Origin of the sequence: Methylobacterium sp. CCH5-D2 (assembly GCF_001556475.1) — a bacterium.
In the GTDB taxonomy this organism is placed as follows: Bacteria; Pseudomonadota; Alphaproteobacteria; order Rhizobiales; family Beijerinckiaceae; genus Methylobacterium; species Methylobacterium hispanicum.
In genome coordinates, this window is the sequence record NZ_LSIX01000230.1 from 1 (window position 1) to 18,186 (window position 18,186).

General features: G+C 63.5%; 17 protein-coding genes and 1 pseudogene. 9 read left to right on the forward strand and 9 right to left on the reverse strand.

Annotation, left to right across the window (positions count from 1 at the left end):
- Positions 1 to 289: 289 nt before the first annotated feature.
- Complete coding sequence (locus AX737_RS06075) at positions 290 to 1,348, reverse strand: glycosyltransferase 61 family protein (protein ID WP_197430473.1); 1,059 nt, start codon at positions 1,346 to 1,348, stop codon at positions 290 to 292.
- A 796-nt stretch (positions 1,349 to 2,144) separates the two neighbouring features.
- Here AX737_RS06075 and AX737_RS06080 point away from each other — a divergent pair.
- Positions 2,145 to 2,975 carry a glycosyltransferase family 2 protein gene (locus AX737_RS06080; RefSeq protein ID WP_066919846.1) on the forward strand — a complete coding sequence of 277 codons (831 nt, stop codon included), beginning with the start codon at positions 2,145 to 2,147 and terminating at the stop codon, positions 2,973 to 2,975.
- A gap of 1,799 nt (positions 2,976 to 4,774) precedes the next feature.
- Here AX737_RS06080 and AX737_RS31855 read toward each other — a convergent pair.
- Positions 4,775 to 5,905: a glycosyltransferase family 61 protein gene (locus AX737_RS31855; protein WP_082772911.1), complete on the reverse strand. Its 1,131-nt coding sequence runs from the start codon at positions 5,903 to 5,905 to the stop codon at positions 4,775 to 4,777.
- 266 nt (positions 5,906 to 6,171) lie between these two features.
- Between AX737_RS31855 and AX737_RS31860 the strand changes: the two genes are divergently transcribed.
- The 5 genes from AX737_RS31860 (at position 6,172) to AX737_RS06095 (ending at position 9,099) form a co-directional block, all read left to right on the forward strand.
- Positions 6,172 to 6,693, forward strand: a complete 522-nt coding sequence (locus AX737_RS31860) for a methyltransferase domain-containing protein (RefSeq protein ID WP_197430474.1) — start codon at positions 6,172 to 6,174, stop codon at positions 6,691 to 6,693.
- 492 nt (positions 6,694 to 7,185) lie between these two features.
- Positions 7,186 to 7,395: a hypothetical protein gene (locus AX737_RS31865; protein WP_082772913.1), complete on the forward strand. Its 210-nt coding sequence runs from the start codon at positions 7,186 to 7,188 to the stop codon at positions 7,393 to 7,395.
- 586 nt (positions 7,396 to 7,981) lie between these two features.
- A complete protein-coding gene (locus AX737_RS35575) occupies positions 7,982 to 8,320 on the forward strand; it encodes a hypothetical protein (protein WP_238232124.1) in 339 nt (112 codons plus the stop codon).
- Positions 8,321 to 8,410: 90 nt separating this feature from the next.
- Positions 8,411 to 8,602, forward strand: coding sequence for a hypothetical protein (locus tag AX737_RS35580; RefSeq protein WP_238232122.1), 192 nt, complete (start codon positions 8,411 to 8,413; stop codon positions 8,600 to 8,602).
- A 287-nt stretch (positions 8,603 to 8,889) separates the two neighbouring features.
- Positions 8,890 to 9,099: a hypothetical protein gene (locus tag AX737_RS06095; RefSeq protein WP_066919849.1), complete on the forward strand. Its 210-nt coding sequence runs from the start codon at positions 8,890 to 8,892 to the stop codon at positions 9,097 to 9,099.
- Positions 9,100 to 10,077: 978 nt separating this feature from the next.
- On the opposite strand, the gene AX737_RS31870 is transcribed toward AX737_RS06095, so the two are convergent.
- From AX737_RS31870 to AX737_RS35590, 3 genes are all read right to left on the reverse strand, one after another.
- Positions 10,078 to 11,874, reverse strand: a complete 1,797-nt coding sequence (locus AX737_RS31870) for a cellulase family glycosylhydrolase (protein ID WP_082772914.1) — start codon at positions 11,872 to 11,874, stop codon at positions 10,078 to 10,080.
- 874 nt (positions 11,875 to 12,748) lie between these two features.
- A complete protein-coding gene (locus AX737_RS35585) occupies positions 12,749 to 13,399 on the reverse strand; it encodes a hypothetical protein (RefSeq protein ID WP_238232120.1) in 651 nt (216 codons plus the stop codon).
- Positions 13,400 to 13,407: 8 nt separating this feature from the next.
- Complete coding sequence (locus AX737_RS35590) at positions 13,408 to 13,848, reverse strand: acyltransferase family protein (RefSeq protein WP_238232118.1); 441 nt, start codon at positions 13,846 to 13,848, stop codon at positions 13,408 to 13,410.
- A 266-nt stretch (positions 13,849 to 14,114) separates the two neighbouring features.
- Here AX737_RS35590 and AX737_RS35595 point away from each other — a divergent pair, with 266 nt between their 5' ends.
- Entirely contained in the window at positions 14,115 to 14,237 is a 123-nt protein-coding gene (locus AX737_RS35595) for a hypothetical protein (RefSeq protein WP_308445298.1), read from the forward strand.
- Positions 14,238 to 14,279: 42 nt separating this feature from the next.
- Here AX737_RS35595 and AX737_RS06110 read toward each other — a convergent pair whose 3' ends face one another.
- Positions 14,280 to 15,449, reverse strand: coding sequence for an alpha/beta hydrolase (locus tag AX737_RS06110; RefSeq protein ID WP_066919851.1), 1,170 nt, complete (start codon positions 15,447 to 15,449; stop codon positions 14,280 to 14,282).
- A 247-nt stretch (positions 15,450 to 15,696) separates the two neighbouring features.
- Here AX737_RS06110 and AX737_RS31875 point away from each other — a divergent pair.
- A pseudogene (locus AX737_RS31875) lies at positions 15,697 to 16,190 on the forward strand (DUF427 domain-containing protein).
- Between the two features lie 344 nt (positions 16,191 to 16,534).
- Here AX737_RS31875 and AX737_RS33005 read toward each other — a convergent pair.
- The 3 genes from AX737_RS33005 to AX737_RS06120 form a co-directional block, all read right to left on the reverse strand.
- The gene (locus AX737_RS33005; protein ID WP_156453556.1) at positions 16,535 to 16,696 is read right to left on the reverse strand and encodes a hypothetical protein; all 162 of its coding nucleotides are present in this window, start codon (positions 16,694 to 16,696) and stop codon (positions 16,535 to 16,537) included.
- Between the two features lie 365 nt (positions 16,697 to 17,061).
- On the reverse strand, positions 17,062 to 17,469 hold the full coding sequence (locus AX737_RS06115; protein ID WP_066919853.1) for a hypothetical protein: 408 nt from the start codon (positions 17,467 to 17,469) through the stop codon (positions 17,062 to 17,064).
- Between the two features lie 95 nt (positions 17,470 to 17,564).
- Entirely contained in the window at positions 17,565 to 17,750 is a 186-nt protein-coding gene (locus AX737_RS06120; RefSeq protein WP_066919855.1) for a hypothetical protein, read from the reverse strand.
- Positions 17,751 to 17,877: 127 nt separating this feature from the next.
- Here AX737_RS06120 and AX737_RS06125 point away from each other — a divergent pair, with 127 nt between their 5' ends.
- Positions 17,878 to 18,090, forward strand: a complete 213-nt coding sequence (locus AX737_RS06125; RefSeq protein ID WP_066919857.1) for a hypothetical protein — start codon at positions 17,878 to 17,880, stop codon at positions 18,088 to 18,090.
- Positions 18,091 to 18,186 lie beyond the last annotated feature (96 nt).

An 18,186-nucleotide genomic window follows, 5' to 3' on the forward strand; every position in this document is an offset into this window, starting at 1 on the left:
GAGGGCTAACGCCGCCGCACCTCAGCCGTGCCAGACGTTATGGGTCCGCGACCTAGCCCCGATGGCCGTTGCAACGCGCCCGTGCAGATGGGTTGCCAAGGTAGCAGGCAGTAGGCTCTCCTCGTTGGATGGCTTCACATCGAAGCACATTCCTGCCCTCTATGAACCGCAACTCCATTGGAGCTGTTCACACTTGGCCTCGAGTATTACGCGAAAGGTTCTTGATTTATCCATTCCGGTCGGGCTTCTAGCAATAGCACATCTGCCCTCGAAATAGCTTATCGCGTCTTCAGAGAGCCGCACAGAGCGCGTCGGCGACTTGCTCGGGCTCGGGGATAACGCGCTCCACGATGAACGGGGCACCTGTGTTCGGCACGTTGTGGGTGCCCTGCGCGAAATGGTAAGTGCTGTCGTTACCAGTGAGGTCGTCAATCAGGAAGAAGTTCGCGTTCAGTCGTTCTGGCGCGAGCAGTTTGAATCGCACTGGTGCGGGCGCAAACAGGCTGACATGGTGGGCCGAGCCGATCACCCCGTAGATCGTCGCCCCGCTGGCGTAGAGGCGGAGGTGTTCGGCAAGCGTCAGGTCTTGCGGGTGAATGATGGCAAAGCCGCGCCGCTGCAGAGCCGCCTCCAGCTCGGCCTCGTTCTGCCAGCGCGCCACCCCCGCCGCGAGCCCGGATTTGGTCAGGTAGACCGGCCGGTCTAGGCGGGGCGGGGGCGGAGCCGCCTCCATCAGGCGCGCCCCAAGTTGCCGGCAGAAGCGCACGAAGTCCGGGTAGCCCTGTGCCTGGGGTCGGAAGGCCGGCTCGGTGACCAGGATGGTGTCAATCCGGAACGGCGCGTCGGCGTGCACGATTGCATCCCGCCGCAGACCGAGCGCGCCGAAGAGTTCGCGGACGTGACGCAGGGCGAACCACTGGTCCGGATCGCCGTCGCCGTGCATGACGATCCTCTGATCGGGCCTGAAGCCCTCGGTGAAGGGCCAGAACCGCGCCAGCGTCTCGATCAGGAAGTGCCCGAAATGGTGCACGAAGCGACCGCCATAGATGTACTCGCTGTCCGACGGGAGCTGCGCCTCGATCGCCGCGTAGCGCGTCGTGCTCTCGGGGATCTGGCGCAGCGGTACCATGTCGGCGAAGCCGCGCTCGACCGCGAGCTCGACCGGAGCGTCCTGCGCGTCGAACAGGCCCCAGTTTCCCTCCTCGCGGTGGGGCAGGTAGTAGGCCGGCCCCACACGCTTCATCACCGGCTGGCCCGTCAGGATGCGGCAGGCGCCGCGCATATGCTCCTTCGTGCGCGGCAGCAGCAGCGACGACGCTTCGCCAGGGGGACGTATCTCGCTGTCCATGACTGTTCCGGGGGGCATTGCAACCGCTGCCTACTCGAAGGGCTGAGGCAAGGCCATAGGCCGACGAACAGGTCGGCCGGAACCCTAGACGCGCCGTTCAGTCTCTCATCCTGGCCAGTCCTGCCAATCCCGCGACACACGAGATGGCTCAGGCCAGAGCGTCATTCCGCGCTGGCTGATCCGCCGCGAACCGGCCGATCACGCCACTCTGCGCCAGTGCAATCAGTCGGGATCGCTCTGCGGGGTGAAAGCCCGATGACACCCTCCTGGCAACCCCGCTCCAACCTGCGGTAGCTGGCGCTGGAGCAGCGCTGGGATGGGGCAGCGCATGGTGCGAAGTTGGCCCGCAGCTGATGCCCAGGGCGCCCGCTGACTCTCCGAAAGGGGCGTGGGCGCGGGCAAATTCTCGACGCAGGCCAATCCGGTGATGGGCATAATGCGATCATGCTATGGCGAGGCGGCACCATACCCGGGGCGAGGTGACGATCCGTCAGATCGGGGGAGAATTGTCCGGCACCGGGGAAGCCCGCAGAGCTGATATACGGTCCCTCCAAAGAGATATCGTTGTTTGGGGTGCTCCGGCAGATGGCCATCCTCGGCTGAGAAGACTGATCGCTGGCCGCAGCGCGCGGTCGGCACAGGGCCTTTCGCGCTTCAGAGACTGGCCCGATGCGCATCATGGATGCATGGCCGCCCACGGCGGTGGTTCGAGCCGCGCTTGTCGGACTAGCCTACTCCGGCGTAGCAAGGAGGTCGCCGGCTGAATGGGACCTTGCGCCGGTAAGGATCGGAGCACATGGACTACCTCACCGCCTGCTGCACCGCGAAGAACGAGGCGTCCTATATAGCCGAGTGGATCGCTTTCCATCTCACCACCGGCTTCGACCGCCTTGTCATCATCGACAACGGCAGCACTGACGGGACCGGGAACGTCGCGCGCACGTTCGGCTTCACCGGCCAAGTCGATGTGATCGATTGGCCCGGCCCAGGCACGCAGATCGAGATGTACGAGAAGGTTGCCAGAGACTACCGGGATCGGACGGAGTGGTTGGCCTTTATCGATGCCGACGAATTCCTCTACCCGGTTGAGGGCCCGGATCTGCGCAAGACCTTGGCGGAGATGGGCGACATCGACGGTGTCGGCGTTCACTGGCACATCTACGGCTCCGATGGCCACACTGAGGCCGTCCCGGGCCTGACGGTTGAAAATTACACGCGCCGGGCCGAGGACACCTTTCTGTTCAACCGCCATATCAAGACGGTGGCGCGTGCGGCTCGAATCGAGAAGGTCTATTCCTCACACCTCATCGGCACGGCTGGTGGCCTCGTAGATGACGGCGGTGCGCCAATTCCTATGACAGAGCCTCACGGGTTCTACGCCGACAAGCCTGCCTGTTGGAACAGGTTTCGGATCAACCACTACCACACTCGCTCGTGGGGCGAATATCAGATTAAAGCCTCGCGCGGCTACTTCGGCGTCGATGACGAGAAATTGGCCTCGGAGCAGCGCATCGCTGATATGTTCGCCTGCCATGACCGCAACGAGGTTAAAGACGATAGCGCCACCCGATTCGTGCCGGGGATGCATCCGCTCCTCAGGCAGGCGGAGGGGCGGTTACCTTCCTGACATCCGCCGTCACGGCACGACGCTGGGACACTGATATCGCTTTGGTGGGGGCGCTTGCGTTCTCCGTCCTCTCAAAGATGGCCTGTCTGAACAATGTCGCCCGCATCGTCAACAACGACCGGTGCGAACGCATCTTGGATGAATGATCCCGGACGAGGCGTAGCTGCAATCGGAAAGATGGGGTCCCACGGGTCGCACCCGGCTGCACGGATGAGTGGGTTGCCGGCGTCTCGGTTATCGGTTGACGCTCAACCGAGCGCCGCTGCATGCTCTGATCGGGGAACTCTCATGCCCCGTCGCGATGCCGGTCGGGCGCTGGCTCAGCGCGTCCGCATCGTGTTGGCCTGGGCCGAGCCGGGTCCGAACGGCGGGGGGGCACCCGCGCGCCCGTTATCCGACACATGGGGGGCACGGCACGACGGGCCCGCGTCCGAGCCTTGCGCCTCGATGGCCCCGTCGATCTGCCCGGCTCCGGTGGCTCACGCCAAGTCGCGGATACCCAGATCGAGCGGCTGATCAGGCTCACCTAGAAAGCGGGCCGACGAACGGGAACCATCGGTCGACGCGCGGCAAGAGCCGCCGGACAAACAGGAGCTGAGCCACGGTCTCGCGGCTCCGGCGTGCATGCACCTCTAGCCATAACCGGTCGACGGAATCGCATTGTCCAGCGACCCTGCCTTCGTCGAAGAATCCGCAATGTCATCGAGGTCTGTTCTGCCCAACCGCATCGCGCCCTCGGGTTAGCCTGAGACAAGAAGTCGCAGATTCAGGTTTTCAGGCTGTGCGAGCAGACTTTCTTCCTAGGTGGGCCTCGATCAGCCCGATTGCTGAATCTCCGGATCGGGCTGTCGGCGCTCCGGACGCGCAGCGCAGACGCGAAGCCTCTTTCGCCGCGTCGGCGCCGCCCTTACGTCACGTTCCCTCCGGCGCCTTCCGCCAGGACGGCTCGGCGAGGACCAAGGTCGGCTCGGTCTTGGACGCTGACGCACACACCCAGCGACGGTGAAGATCATCGCTACGTAGGATGAGCAGACCTCGGGGCCGTGAGATGTCAGCCGTCCACGTCCGGCCATATGTGCTGGGCGCTCGCCGAGAAAAGTCGCAACGATCAGAGCCGGCGTCCGTCACCACACGGTTGCCTCGCACTCGGTCGGTCAAACGCAATAGGTCTCAGCAACGGCAATCTCCGCCCCTGTCCGCGAGCAACGCAGGTATGTGGACACACCGGCCGTGCAATCCGGTTGGAGGCGTCCGCCACATTCGGGCGGGACCTATTATGGACTGAACGCGACGGAACCGCGCCAGCCGGCGCGGTCGTTGAGACGAGCGTTACAAGCTTCGCGTTCTTGCCCAGCGTGGTGGCGCCTCGCGCGGGGTTGCGACCGAGCACTCACCCTTCTGAGACAGGGCCTTATCGTCGCTTACGTTATTGCAACGGGGCCGTCGACCAGCCACCTGCCTCGACGGCGAGCGCCCACTGCAGAGGAGATGGATCGCAGATTTCGGCCTCGATGAACCGATGCGGCCGGTCGTAGGAGGCGTGCTCAGCGCGGCCAGGGCTTGACGCTCCAGCGCTCATGCAACCCGGTTACCCACGCGACAGAGGGCGGGCATCGCGCAACGAGAAGCGTTGTAAGACAACGTCGCACGCAACGGCTGGATCCCCTACAACAATGCCGTCGCCCGGACCGGCTTAGCGGGCAAGTCAGTAGCGCGGATCGCAGCATGTGCCAGCCGCGATGGGAGTGCTCCGCACTCACAGAGAAAGCCCGGCTGCAGAACGTTCAAGGCGTGATGCGTCAAGGCCACAGCGATTGTACGCCGGGATAGGCCAACCGATCCTCCGGGGCGGGTCGCCCTACCATCCGGCGCAGGCGTGCCCGAAGGCCTAGCTTCGCATCGATCTGGCGTAGGATTTCGTCAGCGACGGCGACAGGGTCGTCAATATGGAAATCCTGTGCGAAGGCCGGGTTCTCGGAGGGCATGACGGTGCCGTTAGGATAGAAGTAGCTGCTGTCATTTCCTTTTAGAAAATCGATAAGGATTTGGCTGGACGCCATGGTCGAATTTAAGTTGAGCCCAATAATTTTCGAGGAGCGCTCCGCCAGCAGAGACGTGTGGAGCGCAGAGCCGGCATATGACACGATGGCTGGAGCGCGCTCAAAGATGTCAATCTGATCACCCAAAGACAGTGTCTCGGGGTAGATGACTTCCATGCCCTTGCGCACCAAGTGCTCAATAATCTTATCTTCGTTCAAGATACGGGAAACGCCAGAGGTGAGGCGGGCTTTCGAGAAAATGACTGGGTGGGAGTAGGTTCTAGCCGCGCTGCTCCGGGGTAATGATCGGCCGATAATAGTGCCAACATCGCCATGGATGCGATGGGCACTGTTAGTCTCTTCAAAGCTCGGGGCCGGAATGTACAGTTTCCCGAAACGCGTCGGTTCGACCGGACGGAAGAAATTGTCGGGTGAGAGATTGAATGCTCGCAGTGTGGCGGCAGCCACTGGTAAATGCTTGCAGTATGTTTGTATGTCATGATCGCCATGAAATACCAGCTTTATGTTAGTATCATTCAATTTTATCAATGGCCAGAGGCGGGCGACGCTTGTGAGAAGATAATGGCCGTGATGCATGGATAACGGGCCGATATACATGTATGTGCATTCTTCTGCGGCAGGCCGCACGGAAAGACTGCCATTTAGGCGCTGAGATTGGCCGACGCGATCCTGATATGGCCCCCTTCGATAAGCTGCGAGGGATATATTCGATCCAGCTTTGTCGTAGATGCCCCAATCAGGATCGTGGTCAAGCAGTGCAAATTGTTGCTTCGGGACTAGGGTCGCGCTCTCGAAGGCGCCTGCGAGCGGGTTTATGGCCGAGTAAAACGCATTGCCATGAACGAGATCGCAGGTTCGTAGGGTGGGCATTCTATGGACTCTGGTTCAACGGCGATGCTCAGGACAGGGTTCACTCCTGATAGGCGCCCATGCCGAGCGGCAGAAGCGCTTCCCTAACACACGAACGGAGAAATTACCGGAGGTTGCCGATGCAGGGCGGTCGCGGGCCACAGGCATTGGTGACATGATACTCGGTGCGTGCGATGGATATGCCACAACGCGCCATAGGCGCGGTGTGAACTCGCGTTTCTGACGGGGTTGGGATGCCGAAGCACAGGCCATGGATACGATGGGTGATGGACGAGGAGACTGCGCGCTTAGTTGGCGCCTCGTCTCCCGAGACTATGGATGTCTGCGAGATTTCCGGCGAGGCCTGGAGTGATTTTGCTGAGTGGAAAAGCTTCACATCTAAAAAATATCCCGAGTTCGACGTTTGCAGTGATCCTTTCGACAAAAATTACGATCTCATCATTGCTGAGCAGGTATTTGAGCATGTCCGCTATCCATGGAGGGCAGCGAAAAATATGTTCGATGGGCTGAAAGACGGCGGATATGTCCTCATAACAACGCCGTTCATTTTTCATATTCATCCAACGTCCCTCGATTGCTGGCGTTGGACACCTCAGGGCATGGGGTTCATGCTCGAAGACTCTGGGTTCAAGCCGGAGCACATCGTCACCGGCGGTTGGGGAAATTACGAATGCTTCCTTCAACACGCCATTGACCAGAGCCACGCCCCTGCTGTTGCTGACCATCACCCGATGACGAACCATGGGCATATTCCCCAGATGGTGTGGGGCTACGCTCGCAAGGCTTAGCCGAATGGTCTCGGGTAGCGGCGTGACGGATCGAGCCCGAGGCGTTCGGGCTCGCTCGTCGGGAGCTGAACGGCATGCATTCGGAGTTCGAGTGGGACCGACTGAGGCGGGTCGGAAGAACTTAAACCTTGTCAGACCCAGCGACTCGTGGTCTGGGATCGAGCCGTTGCTGTCCCCCAAACCTGTGAAGCCAGGACGTGCTCGGACGCACGGTTCGGATCGTGCAGCCCTGGCCGGCATCATTTCGGCCCTGCGTACCGGCGTGTGGCGTAAGCGCCAGCCGCGTGCAGTTCGGCTTCCCGCGCCCGGTGAGGATCAGGTCTGCCACCGGCCGGACGGGCCCGTCACGACGGCAACCAGCCTCGGACGCACACCGGACCCGTGGCCAATGCGGCGGCGCGAAATTGGATGGTGAGGCATTCAATCGGAACCGGCGCTCAGTCAGCACGGTTCTACGTCACAGCTCGCGGTTCCCATGCGACGGATTCTATCATGGCAAACGAGAACGAGCGCGGCGAAACGGCTGCAAATCTCGCCGAGCGGCTGGAGGGAACCAACACACTGCTTGCGGAATGGGCGGCCTGCGCAACGCAGAATAGCCCGTCCCTGATCGAGCGCTTCGAGGCGATGGGCTACGCTGTGCGCGGCAAATCGCACGATGAAGTCGCCGAAGTTCTACGGCGGCCTCCCGAGCGAGCGTGAGCCTCGGTTCCGAAAAGTCGCCACGTCGACGCCTCTGAGCTTCGGCGCAGCGGGTTGCGACCGGGATGGTCGGCGGTCCTCATCAAATCGGAGACGCTCCGATCTCGGCCCAGGCGCTCGAGGCGCCGGGCGCTGCCCGGGGTGAGCGCGGGATGATGGCGTCTCGGCGGAACAAGCGGGTGACTTCCTTCCGGCCGTGCCCACGGTCGAACCAGGAGAGCGATCGTAAGAGTAAGGCAGCTCGCGGATTATGCGCCGTGATCTTTGCTTGCTTCGAGCGCGTGAGGTTAGGCTCCAACGATTCCCGCGGTCACCATGCAGAAGCAGGATGACCGGCTGGACCACCGACCGATCTCGGTTATGCTTGGCTCGTAGAGATCTACAAATCGTGCTGGAGGTCACAACGGCACGTTGCCGGTTACGTTAGGTATCTCAACGTTTCTTCGACATCGACCACCGGGGCGCCGCCCTTTCATCGGTCTCAACGGAGGATCCCGCCGCTGACTTACCGATTCTGGTGCGTGATGGCCCCGAGACACCTCAGGGCTCTACATAGCTCTATCGATGTTCCGCCACGCGAGTGTCCATGAGCCTTGATCCCGACGTCTTCAGGTTCTTGTCCCGCGCCGCGGCAGCGACCTCGGCACCCTTGCATGCGGCCATTGTTCGTCAGGGCCCCATCGCGATCCCGTCGCCCTCACACGTGCTGGTGGCTGATCGCCTGTTCGTCGAGGTCATCAATCAACAGATCTCTACCCGGGCGGCACTCGCGATTTGGGACAGGATCGAGATCCGAGCAGCCGAGCGGGGCATCGCGCCCCGGGAGCTTTTCGTTCCGGGGGAAGAGGCGACTTTGCGCGGCTGCGGCGTATCGGGCAACAAGGTACGGGCCTTGATGGCGATACGGGAGGCGGAGGCTGCCTGAGAGCTGGGCGAGGCTCTGGCTCTCATGCCGCATGCGGATCGGACGTCTGCTCTTTGCCGGATTCGGGGCGTCGGCCCATGGACAGCCGATATGATCGGTATCTTTCACTTCCAAGATCCGGATATCTGGCCCGCCGGCGATGCTGCGGCCGTCGGGACGCTGCGGCGACTAAGCGGCCGTGAGGACCACGTAGCGGTGGCCGCGGCTTTCTCGCCGTACCGCTCGATCCTCGCCCGCTACATGTGGATAAGCCGCGATGCCGACAAAGAAGCCGTGACGTGACGCGTATCCCGCATGTTTATGCGGATGCCGCGGCGGTCCTGTGCAACCACCGGGCGGCTCGAACATTAAGACTTGACGAACCCGCGGCTCTGTATCATCCGCACATGGTCCGTGCGACGCCTACCCGAGGTAGGCAGCGCGGTCTCACAGGAACCCGGAACCCCATGCCCGACGACAGTAGTCGATCGACCATGCCGCCTACGGCCTATCGCGTGTTCCAAGCCTGATCCTCTGATCGGCTCACTCGCGACCGGCCGAAAGGCGGCTGGTCGCTTACGAGGTGAGCCATGACCTTCCTGAACGTATCTGCCCGCCGCGCTGAGCACGCGGGTACTGACCGCAGCGTCCTGGTTATCGCATTTATGATGGCGCTGGTCTTCGTGCCCGTCCTCGCCACCCACATTGCCGTCCTGACGCTCAACTCGGACATTAGCCTGGCGACGCTGAAGCAAGGGGTCTGGCAAGTCGCAAGACTGCCGGAGCGGGCGCCTGGCTGATCGCCAGACCGATCCTGCTGGATGAAGTCCAGTGATCGTTGGGGTACGCGAGAGGGCCGACGCTCAACGCAAATGTGTGAGCATAATGCTGGCCCTCTTGTATCGCCGAGCCAGAGGCGTGGCGCTCCCTCGTGTCTGCTGGACAAGCTGCCGGAGTGCTCTGTCTGGTACAGCTCCGATACTCCCTCAGCCCGACTGGGCAGATGCAAAGATAGGTGCCGCGTCACCTGATGCGTGTGGCAAGCGCAGTCGTGGCGATACGGTGCATGACTGGGCGATGCCATCTTCCAAGCATGTTATAGGCTCTGCTTGAGCTTGGACTCGTCCGGCTGGCAGGCGTCTCGAAGTCTTCCCGAACGAGGGCTCAGGCAGCGTTTCCAGGTGGCAGCCTTCCGACGTGCCGCCGCCCGCACGCGCCGAGCAGCACGTCGCAGCCGGGGTATACCGTGGCTGGCGTGAACCTGCTGATATCACCTAGGTCGACGTCCCGCTCGAAATACCGCACCGTCCGGGCCCCGGGGCCTGTCAAGGCTACGCGTGGCGGTCCTGATGGATAGCGTCGTGGTTGAGGCTCCGCCGAGCCCAAACGCTCCTACCGCTCAGCGCAATCGCGAGGCGATCATGGATGAGGTGTGGGCGGTTCTCAAATTGCCGGGCCATGCCGCGTTCCCGCTTGCGTCGCCTCGTCAACGAGAAGACCATCGGGGTGAAATCGCGCTGACAGATCCGGGGAGGGCAGGGCCCCGGATCCGGACTTGCGAGCCCTGCGACGCGCCGATCTCGGGTGGACTTCCGTACCTCGCGCGAGCTCACAATCCAAACCAGGAGGAGCGGGACATGGTCGCTTCTTCGGTGCAGCCGCTGTCTGCCACCTCAGTTGAGGTTGTGCTCATGGGGACGCGGTCTCGATTGCTGCGGAAGGCGCGTGCCCTTCCCGAGCTAACACTGCGCGCGGTGGAGGAGCTGGAGAGCTGGCAATCAGGAGAAGAAGCTAGCGTCCACTTGGGCTGGCCTGATCCCGGTCAGCCTCACCGAGCCGCCCCCCGAGAGGGCCAGCAGAGCATCTCCGTCAGCAGCCGCCACGACCGTATAGCTCTGGCCCCGCAGGTCGATGCGATCGCCTTCGGCTGGATTGAACCCTAGGATCTTACTGGTGCGCGAGGGCTGACCGAACACGTACCTGTCCGCACCGAGGTCGCCCGAGAGGGTGTTGTCGCCGGAGCCGCCGGTCAGTACGTCGTCACCTTGACCACCGAAAAGCGTGTCATATCCAGGGCCACCCACAAGCGTGTCGTTCCCCAAGTTGCCGAAGACGAGATTGTCCCCAGCCTCTAACGAGATAAGGTCCTGGCCCTGGCCACCGTATAGAGTACTGTTGCCTGAACCTCCAACAAGCGTATCGTCCCCCAGATTGCCGTAGGCGAGGTTTCTCCCCATTCCAACCCTGATGAGATCCTGGCCCTGCCCCCCGTACAGCACATCGTCGCCCGATCCGCCGCTGAGCGTGTCGTCGCCGAGGTTGCCGTAGATGAAAGAGTCATCGCTGCTGGCGCTGTAATCGATCACGTCCTGGCCCTGGCCGCCGAAGACGCTGTCGTGTCCGTACGGTCCAGCCGTGCGGCCCGCCACAAGGAGATCGTCGCCCTGGTTGCCGTAGATCAACTCGGCATCGAGGCTGCCGTAGACCGTGTCGTTGCCAGCGCCGCCCAGGAACGTGACCGAACCCAACGGCAACGTGATCAGGTCCGGCCCTAGCGTCCCGACCGGCCGAGTGATCACGTCCGGCCCGCGCGTCCCGACCGGACTCTGGATGGAGGGTGCAGGCCCGGACTGACTCGGCAAGGTGATGAGGAAGTTCTCCAGCACGTCCATCTGCGGCCGATCGACGACTTGGTTGCTGCCGAGGCCGGTAGGCTCGATCGTGAACATGTAGTCGCCCCACCAGGGCCCGGCGGCCCAGTAGGTTGCGCCCTCCCAAACCGGGTGCGCGCGCATGTAGGCCACCATGTTGGCGAGCGCAGCGAGGCTCGTCGCATCCTGAGCGACGCCGAACTCGCCGAGGAACAGGCGATTGTTGGTCGCCTCCGCCCATTGGGTGATGGCAGTAAGCCGCTCCACACCGATGCTCGCGGAGACCACGGTGGCATGCGTACCGGAGCTGTCGCTGTCGAGGTATTGATGGACCTCGAAGGCGAAGTTGTTCAGAGGGTCGACGACACCGCGGCCGATGACCGTGTCGTTGTCGCTGCTAACCCAGCTGTGGGCGCCTGACCAGTAGCTGCCGGGAACGAGGATCTCCTGGCGGGCGCCGGCCGAGCGGATGGCCGCGATCGCCGCGTTGGCAGAACCGAGCCATTGCTGCGCGGTCTGCGCGTGCGGCTCGTTCATCAAGCCGAAGATGACGTTGTCGCGTCCGGCGAAGTGGCTTGCAAGCCGACCCCAGAAATCCGCGAAGGCGCTGTCGGGCGTCTCGGCACTCCCGATCAGATGCCCGAAGCCCGACCCGAAATTGTGCGGTTCCAGGATCACCTGCATGCCGCGGCTCGCCGCATAGCCGACGACGGTATCCATCTGCGCGAGCTCGCTCGCGTTCAAGGGCCCATTCTCGCTCAGCTGGGCCCGCTCCCAGATGAACGGAAGGCGGAGGACGGACATGCCTTTGCCGGCGTAGTAATCGATTTCCTGGGTGGTCGGATAGGTGTAGTCGGTTCCGAGCCTTCCTGGCAGTTTCCCGGTGCCGAAATCCGGACCTGCCAGATTAATGCCAAGTTTCATTGTATTCTCGATACAGTGCGCAGCCTTGATCTAGCCGGAACAGCTTGACATCGGGCCGTAGAGAAGCTGCACGCAATCTCGGGATGAAGCGTTAACGAGGAACTAATCGGCTGCTTCCATATAGCTGCGCAATCAAGATTCCTGTGGCACGTGTGGGAGGGATCACGCCGGCGGACGGGTCGGCCCTTCTGCCAGACTCCGGGAGCTCCGCCCTGTGGCGGGCCCTCTCCCGGTCAAGAGGCGTGTCGTACACGGGCGTCCCAGGGTGGCAGACTATGAGGCATCGCCCACCGAGCCACACCATAGCGCACGACATCGCGCAGCCCCCGAACACATCCCGCAGATGAGCTCACGCTGGGCAGCGGTCTCGGGCAACAGCGTCAGGTAAAGGGCGGCCGAATATTCCGCGCTGCGTCGCGATGCTGAGGCGCTGAGCGACCTCGTCGTCACGGATCAACTTTGCCGCAGCTTGGCGGCTAGAGATACCCACCCAATCCTCCGGCAGTTGCCTAGGCGGTAGGAGTTCAGGCTCGATCTCGACTTTCCGAAGCAGACGGAGCGCATCTTCCGGTGACAGGCTCTTCGCATCCGGCAACCACCCAGCGAATCCGCCCGGACCCGCTGAAGTTCAAGCGTCATTGCAGACTTCCTCGAACTTCTAAGATCTCAGCTAGGGAGGAGCTCGACGCCTAGGGGGCAGCAGGCCAGCAACCCGCCGACCTGCGGGGAACGGCGTAACGGGTCGCCTCGATACGCGACGATGATCTGCTTCAACCCCGCGCTGTGGCTCCTGTTGCCGTTTGTCCCGTTGGGATGCGCCCGCCATTCGGTGACTCAATCTGAACGACGAAGCCGGCACGGAGCAGGAATTGGGTTAGGCTCGAGTGGGCCGTGCTACTGGCAGGAGGGCAGTCGCCGCACGCGTCCATACGCGCCGCACAAGCTCCTGCCGACGCAGGGCTGGCCGCTCGACTGCGTGCCAGCTGAGGACTCCGAGGCAGCCAGCAACGATCAGCGCGACCGCGCTATTCGACCAGGGTGAGAGACCCGGTACATGCAGCGCCAGGAGGTTCTGCACCGGAAAGGCGTAGAGGTAAAGGCCGTAGGAGGGATCTGCTCTGTTGAGCGCAAGGCTGACAGGCGCAGGGCGGACCGCAAAGGCAAACCAGAAAATCAGGTACCCGCCAAACGCCGCGAAGGCGGGCTCAGCGAGCGGGGCGCTGAACATCAGCGGCAGGAGCAGCAGGGCCGCGATGACGGCGCCGCGCCGCGTGTAGCTGATGCGGTCCCGGAACAGGTGAAAGGCGCTCCCGCAGAAGAACACGAAGGTCAGCCGGATTAGTTCCGATAGGGTGCCAAGCAAGGAGCCAGGAGCACCAATCGGCAGAACGAACCAGCGTAGGACGTACAGGCACGCAAGCCCTGTCAGGAGAAGAACGAACCGTCTGGGCCGCCGCAATGCGCGCAAATCGTTGACGAGGGACAGGAGCAGGTAGCAGCCGAACTCGCACGGGATGGTCCACATCGACCCATTCAGGTACGGAACGGTAGTTCAGCAAAGGCACCTGACACCACGGGCATCAGGAGCAGCAGTGCCCTGACGCCGCACTGCAGGATCGAGGCAGCCGAGAGATCGCCCCCAGCGAACGGCGCAACGAGCGCGATGCAGACGAGCGAGGCGACGAGAAAGCCTGGATAGATCCGCACCGCGCGCTTCACCAGGTAGGCTGAGAAGGGGCGAGTGTTGAGGTAGCTCCTGGTGATCAGATAGCCGCTCACCAGAAAGAAGCCGTCGACGGCAAGCTCACCAAGTGAGAGGGTGCCGAACACTTGGGTGAGAGGCTCGCGTGAGCGGTTGCCGTCGATGAGCTCTGGGGCATGTGACAGCACCACGAGAGCGGCGAACAGGAGCCGGACCAAGCCGAGATTGTTGGCCCGGCTCTCGTCGTCTGGGTTCTGCTGCAGCGGTATCACGGCATCTGAGCTCCAAGGCGCAACGTCACAGCTTGATGGCTCCGCCAGGGTCGGCCCTCTTCGTATGCCACTGGTTTGAGGCGCGTGGGGAGTTTACGTTCTGAAGCCGCTCGTTGTGCAGCTTCTGTGACAGATCGGCATCATCGACGAGTCCGGCATCCGCAACGCCGAGGCCGCAGCGCGCGAGAGACGTTCAGCCAGAGGATTCCGGCAGGACCACCGAGACATGCGGTGTCGATGGGCCGCGGCATCCATAGGCGATGCCGGTGCTTTCCAGCACGCCCAAGGCGTGCGCCTCGTGGCTGGAGGCGCTGACCGAGGAGACGCTGCGGCTTCAACGCCCCCTGCCGGACGATCTGATGCGGGAGGTCGCGCGGGGCGAACGATAGAACGATGCCTGAGCTTCGGGCGGCAGTGGCTCAGTGCCGGTCTCAGCGTACCTTCCCCTGAATCCAGCCGATGATTGCGTCAGCGACCTCTAGGTTGTTGGCTTCCAGCATCATCATGTGGCCGTTGCCCTTAATGCCGTGGTCGGCGAGCGCCAGCCGATCAGGTTTCGCGCCAGCCTGTTCGAGGAAGGCGGCGGTGCAGTCGTCCATCGTCGCCCGGAACGAAGCCTCGCCCGTGACGATGACGGCGGGCACTTTCGCGAGTTGCGGCAACTGCCGGGCCGGTTCGGCCTGCAGCCAGCAGCGGATCTGATCGGGCCGGGTCGGCTGGTCGGCCTGAACCACTGTGAGGTCGGTCGGGCCGCTGACGGGCGGCTCGAAATGCAGCGGCACGCGGGTGATGCCGTAGGGCCGAGCCCGGGCCTCGCCGACCTTCTCATACCACTCAGCGCCGCCTTTGAAGCGTATGTCGAAGAAGGTCGGCCCGTTCGGCTCGACGGCGACGTAATCCTTCACCAGGTCCGGCCGCGGGTCGGACACTGCCCTTCCGAAGACGCCGGACTGCGAGTGGGTCAGCACCACCGAGGTGCCGATCTTCTCCAGAAGCGCGGTCAGCGCCGGGTTGACCAGCTCCTCGCTCTTCAGAGCGCTGGCGATGTAGGGCACCTGCGAGAGGTAGAACTGATCGAAGGCGAGATTGCCCCCCACGCCCGGCCCGCCCGGCCACTGCGTGTGCAGCTTGGCCTGCGGGAAGAGGTCGAACCGCTCTTGCCCGGTGAAAATGCTCTCAAGATCGCGGGTACTGAGCCGGGCGTAGGGGCCGTAGACCTCCGGGTTGTCGCACGAACGTCCGCGTCCGACCTGATCGACGACGTAGACGGCAAAGCCGCACTCTACGAAGCGATTCACCCAGCCCGGCCGGCCGTCGGGCGTGCCCAGGCAGTTGACGCCGGTCTGCGCTGTGCCGTGCACCAGCACGACGGGAAAGGGCTGCTTGACCTGTTCCGGGGCATGGTACTGCACGTACATGTGCCCGGTGGCGATCTCCTTGCCGCCAACAGTCACGTACTGGCCGCCGACGAAGAAGTAGCCCTCGCGCTGGGCGGGCTTGGAGACGGTAGGGACGTTCGGGGTTGCGGGCTGTGGGTCAGCCCCAACCGCGCCGACCAGTCCGAACAGGGCACCAGCTGATAAGAGTGCGGCCTTAAGCATCGACGTCCTCCCACGGACGTCTCAGCGTCCTGATGAGAGTATCAGAGGAGACCAACCACATGTCCATGCAATCTGCAGTTACGCTACCGGCGGGCTGAACGGCATTGTTCCGAGAATACGGAGCTTGCATGCCCGTAGGCAGCTTGAGGGTTGTGAGCCATGGCCTGTCTCTGCGATTTACCGCGCGAAGGGACCCAAAGAAGCGCCACCTCGCCGGTCGACTACTCTCATCGACCAGAGGCGGAAAATGAGCCGCCCCATCCCGTTGCCGATCGGCCCCGGTCAGGAAAGCGTGTGCGACTATCCACGCCCGCCACGCTTGGAGCCGGTGCCCGAGCGCCTGCGGGTGATCTTCGACGGCGTGACCATCGCCGACACGGTGCGGGGCTGGCGCGTGCTGGAGACGAGCCACCCACCGACCTACTACCTGCCGCCGGGCGCCATTCACCCCGGTACACTCGCCCCGGCTGGCGGCAGCGGCTGTGAATGGAAGGGCCGCGCGATCAATTTCGGTGTCGTCGGGCCGCAGCGGCGCGCCAAGCGGGTCGCCTGGGCCTATCCGAAGCCGACCGAACCGTTTGCCGGGCTGCTGACCACCTGGCCTTCTACGCCGGTCCGATGGACGCCTGCTCCGTTGGCGAGAAGCGCGTCACCCCACAGCCGGGGGGCTTCTATGGCGGCTGGGCCACGCGCCGGATCGTCGGTCCGTTCAAGGGCGAACCCGGCACGATGTGGTGGTGAGGGGCTGTCCCTATCCGTCGGATCGGTAGACCATCAATCGTCGGATGCAGCCCCGGAGGCAGGTCGGCGTCCGGGGCACGCTTTTCACCCGATGATGCCTCTCTCGAGCACGGCCTGAAGAGCATCGGAAGGCGGAAGCTCCAGGCTCGGCATTACAGTATCCAAAGCCGCTTCCAGTCGTTCCTACGAGGTGCGCTGTTTGGCGCGGCGGATCTGATGGTGTTCCAGTCTGGTCATGGTCAGCTCTTTCGATGGCCAGGGGTGCCATCGAGGAGCCTTTACGTGACGAGGCCGGTGCTGCGACGAGCAGCGCCCTGCCGCAGATCCGCCGTTCCCAAGGTGGGTCAGAACGCGAGGCGGATGTCGGCGAGGAGCAGCCCGGCGATCCGGGTGTCCCACGTCTCCCCGGCCCTGATCGGGTAGGCCTCCGTAAGGGTGCCAGTCGTGACGACCTCGCCCGCGGCGAGCGCCGGACTGTCCGAATCGTCCGCTAAGACCTCGACCAAGTGCCGCAGCGTCGCCAGGGGCCCGCTGCGACAAGGACGACGCGAAGGCCCGTAGCGAAGACCGGAAGACCGGGGCCGAACGGCACAAGGGCGGTGGCACGGTCGAGACCAATATCGAACCGCAGGCCCAAGCCGAGGGCACTTGCATCGTGTCCGGCACGCGCCGAGGCATCGACGGCACCGACCGGATCGCGAGCGTGACGCACACGCTACGCCCGGGCGAAAGCGGCTGTGCCACGACGAAGCTCTAGCCGAAGCAGCCGGATGACAAGGCCGGCCCAGGTTCCCGCAAGGCGCGCCAGACATCGCAGGGCCGACCATGAAGGCTTCCCCCACCCCGATCACGCCTCCCCAGCTCGACATCGTCATCTGGCGCGGTGACAACGAGCCGGCCGTGAAGCGGTGCTTCGGAGACGCGACACGATCTGCTTGCTCGACTGAGCCGGGGCGCCGAGATTATCTCCGCAGTCCGCGGGACCGCCGGACAATTTTAAAGCGGTGAGTTCGATCGGCGCCTGATCGGGCCCAGCCTGGAAAGCACGGAACGCTGCCACCAGCCGCTCTGCCTCCTTCGCGTATTCCATCCACGCCGGTTCTTCGGCTCGGCGCATCTCCGCGATCCCGTCGTCCGCGATCCCGACCTCCTTGGGGCCGATCGACGCCATGGCATCAGGGTCCTTGTTGTCGTGCCGGCACAGGGCACGCGCCACACGCTCGATCGGATCGGCGGCCTCGGCCCGGTGCCAGTCTAGATGGATCGCTTCTTCGCTCATCGGTCGTCTCGCAGATTACCTGAGCGGCAACGCGCAACGCCGCTGAAAGCATCACGCCTTCCAGCCTCTCGAGGACCGTCGCGGCCCTTGTCGCATCAGTCGTCCGAACTCTTCGGCTCCAGCGCCAAGCCGATCGCCATCATCAGACCTGAACCGCTCACAGCAGTCAGGCACAGGTACAGCAGCTCTCCGTCCATCGTGACCTCCTGGATCAGGTCGGCAGGCTCGCCTGATTCCGACCAATGCAGGCCGCAGGCCAGAGTTCGGCCGCCGCCATCCACGCTTCCTCATCGTGAGGAAGACCATGACCGTCGCTGAGACCCAGCGTGCTCTGATCGCGCGCAGGTACGACCTGGACACGGCCGGTTCCGATGGCGATGCCGATCCTCGCGATCTGAGAGACTGAGCATGGACGGAGGCGTGATTTCCGGCCTCGCCTTCGTCGTGATCCAGGCGACGATCCACTGCCCGCAGCCGGCCGTGCCGGAAGCGACCCGGTTCTGCCAGATCATCGAGGTGCCGATACGCTTCAGTCGGACCGACACGGCCGAGACGCGCGCGCAACTGCGGAGCCTGAACGCGAAGTGGCGAGCCGGGTGCGCGCCGCAGGGCGGCCGCTGAGGCCTCACCGCAAGCCTCTGATGCCAGCACACCTCGCTGGCCTCTAGGTCGTAGACTCATAAAGCTCGCAGCCGGACCCGCAGGGCTGCGAGCTTG

Bases quoted from the DNA above. Each gene is read 5' to 3' on its own strand.
- AX737_RS06075 (WP_197430473.1), bottom strand. From the start codon at position 1,348: ATGGACAGCGAGATACGTCCCCCTGGCGAAGCGTCGTCGCTGCTGCTG.
- AX737_RS06080 (WP_066919846.1), top strand. From the start codon at position 2,145: ATGGACTACCTCACCGCCTGCTGCACCGCGAAGAACGAGGCGTCCTAT.
- AX737_RS31855 (WP_082772911.1), bottom strand. From the start codon at position 5,905: ATGCCCACCCTACGAACCTGCGATCTCGTTCATGGCAATGCGTTTTAC.
- AX737_RS31860 (WP_197430474.1), top strand. From the start codon at position 6,172: ATGGACGAGGAGACTGCGCGCTTAGTTGGCGCCTCGTCTCCCGAGACT.
- AX737_RS31865 (WP_082772913.1), top strand. From the start codon at position 7,186: ATGGCAAACGAGAACGAGCGCGGCGAAACGGCTGCAAATCTCGCCGAG.
- AX737_RS35575 (WP_238232124.1), top strand. From the start codon at position 7,982: ATGAGCCTTGATCCCGACGTCTTCAGGTTCTTGTCCCGCGCCGCGGCA.
- AX737_RS35580 (WP_238232122.1), top strand. From the start codon at position 8,411: ATGATCGGTATCTTTCACTTCCAAGATCCGGATATCTGGCCCGCCGGC.
- AX737_RS06095 (WP_066919849.1), top strand. From the start codon at position 8,890: ATGACCTTCCTGAACGTATCTGCCCGCCGCGCTGAGCACGCGGGTACT.
- AX737_RS31870 (WP_082772914.1), bottom strand. From the start codon at position 11,874: ATGAAACTTGGCATTAATCTGGCAGGTCCGGATTTCGGCACCGGGAAA.
- AX737_RS35585 (WP_238232120.1), bottom strand. From the start codon at position 13,399: ATGTGGACCATCCCGTGCGAGTTCGGCTGCTACCTGCTCCTGTCCCTC.
- AX737_RS06110 (WP_066919851.1), bottom strand. From the start codon at position 15,449: ATGCTTAAGGCCGCACTCTTATCAGCTGGTGCCCTGTTCGGACTGGTC.
- AX737_RS06115 (WP_066919853.1), bottom strand. From the start codon at position 17,469: ATGAGCGAAGAAGCGATCCATCTAGACTGGCACCGGGCCGAGGCCGCC.
- AX737_RS06125 (WP_066919857.1), top strand. From the start codon at position 17,878: ATGGACGGAGGCGTGATTTCCGGCCTCGCCTTCGTCGTGATCCAGGCG.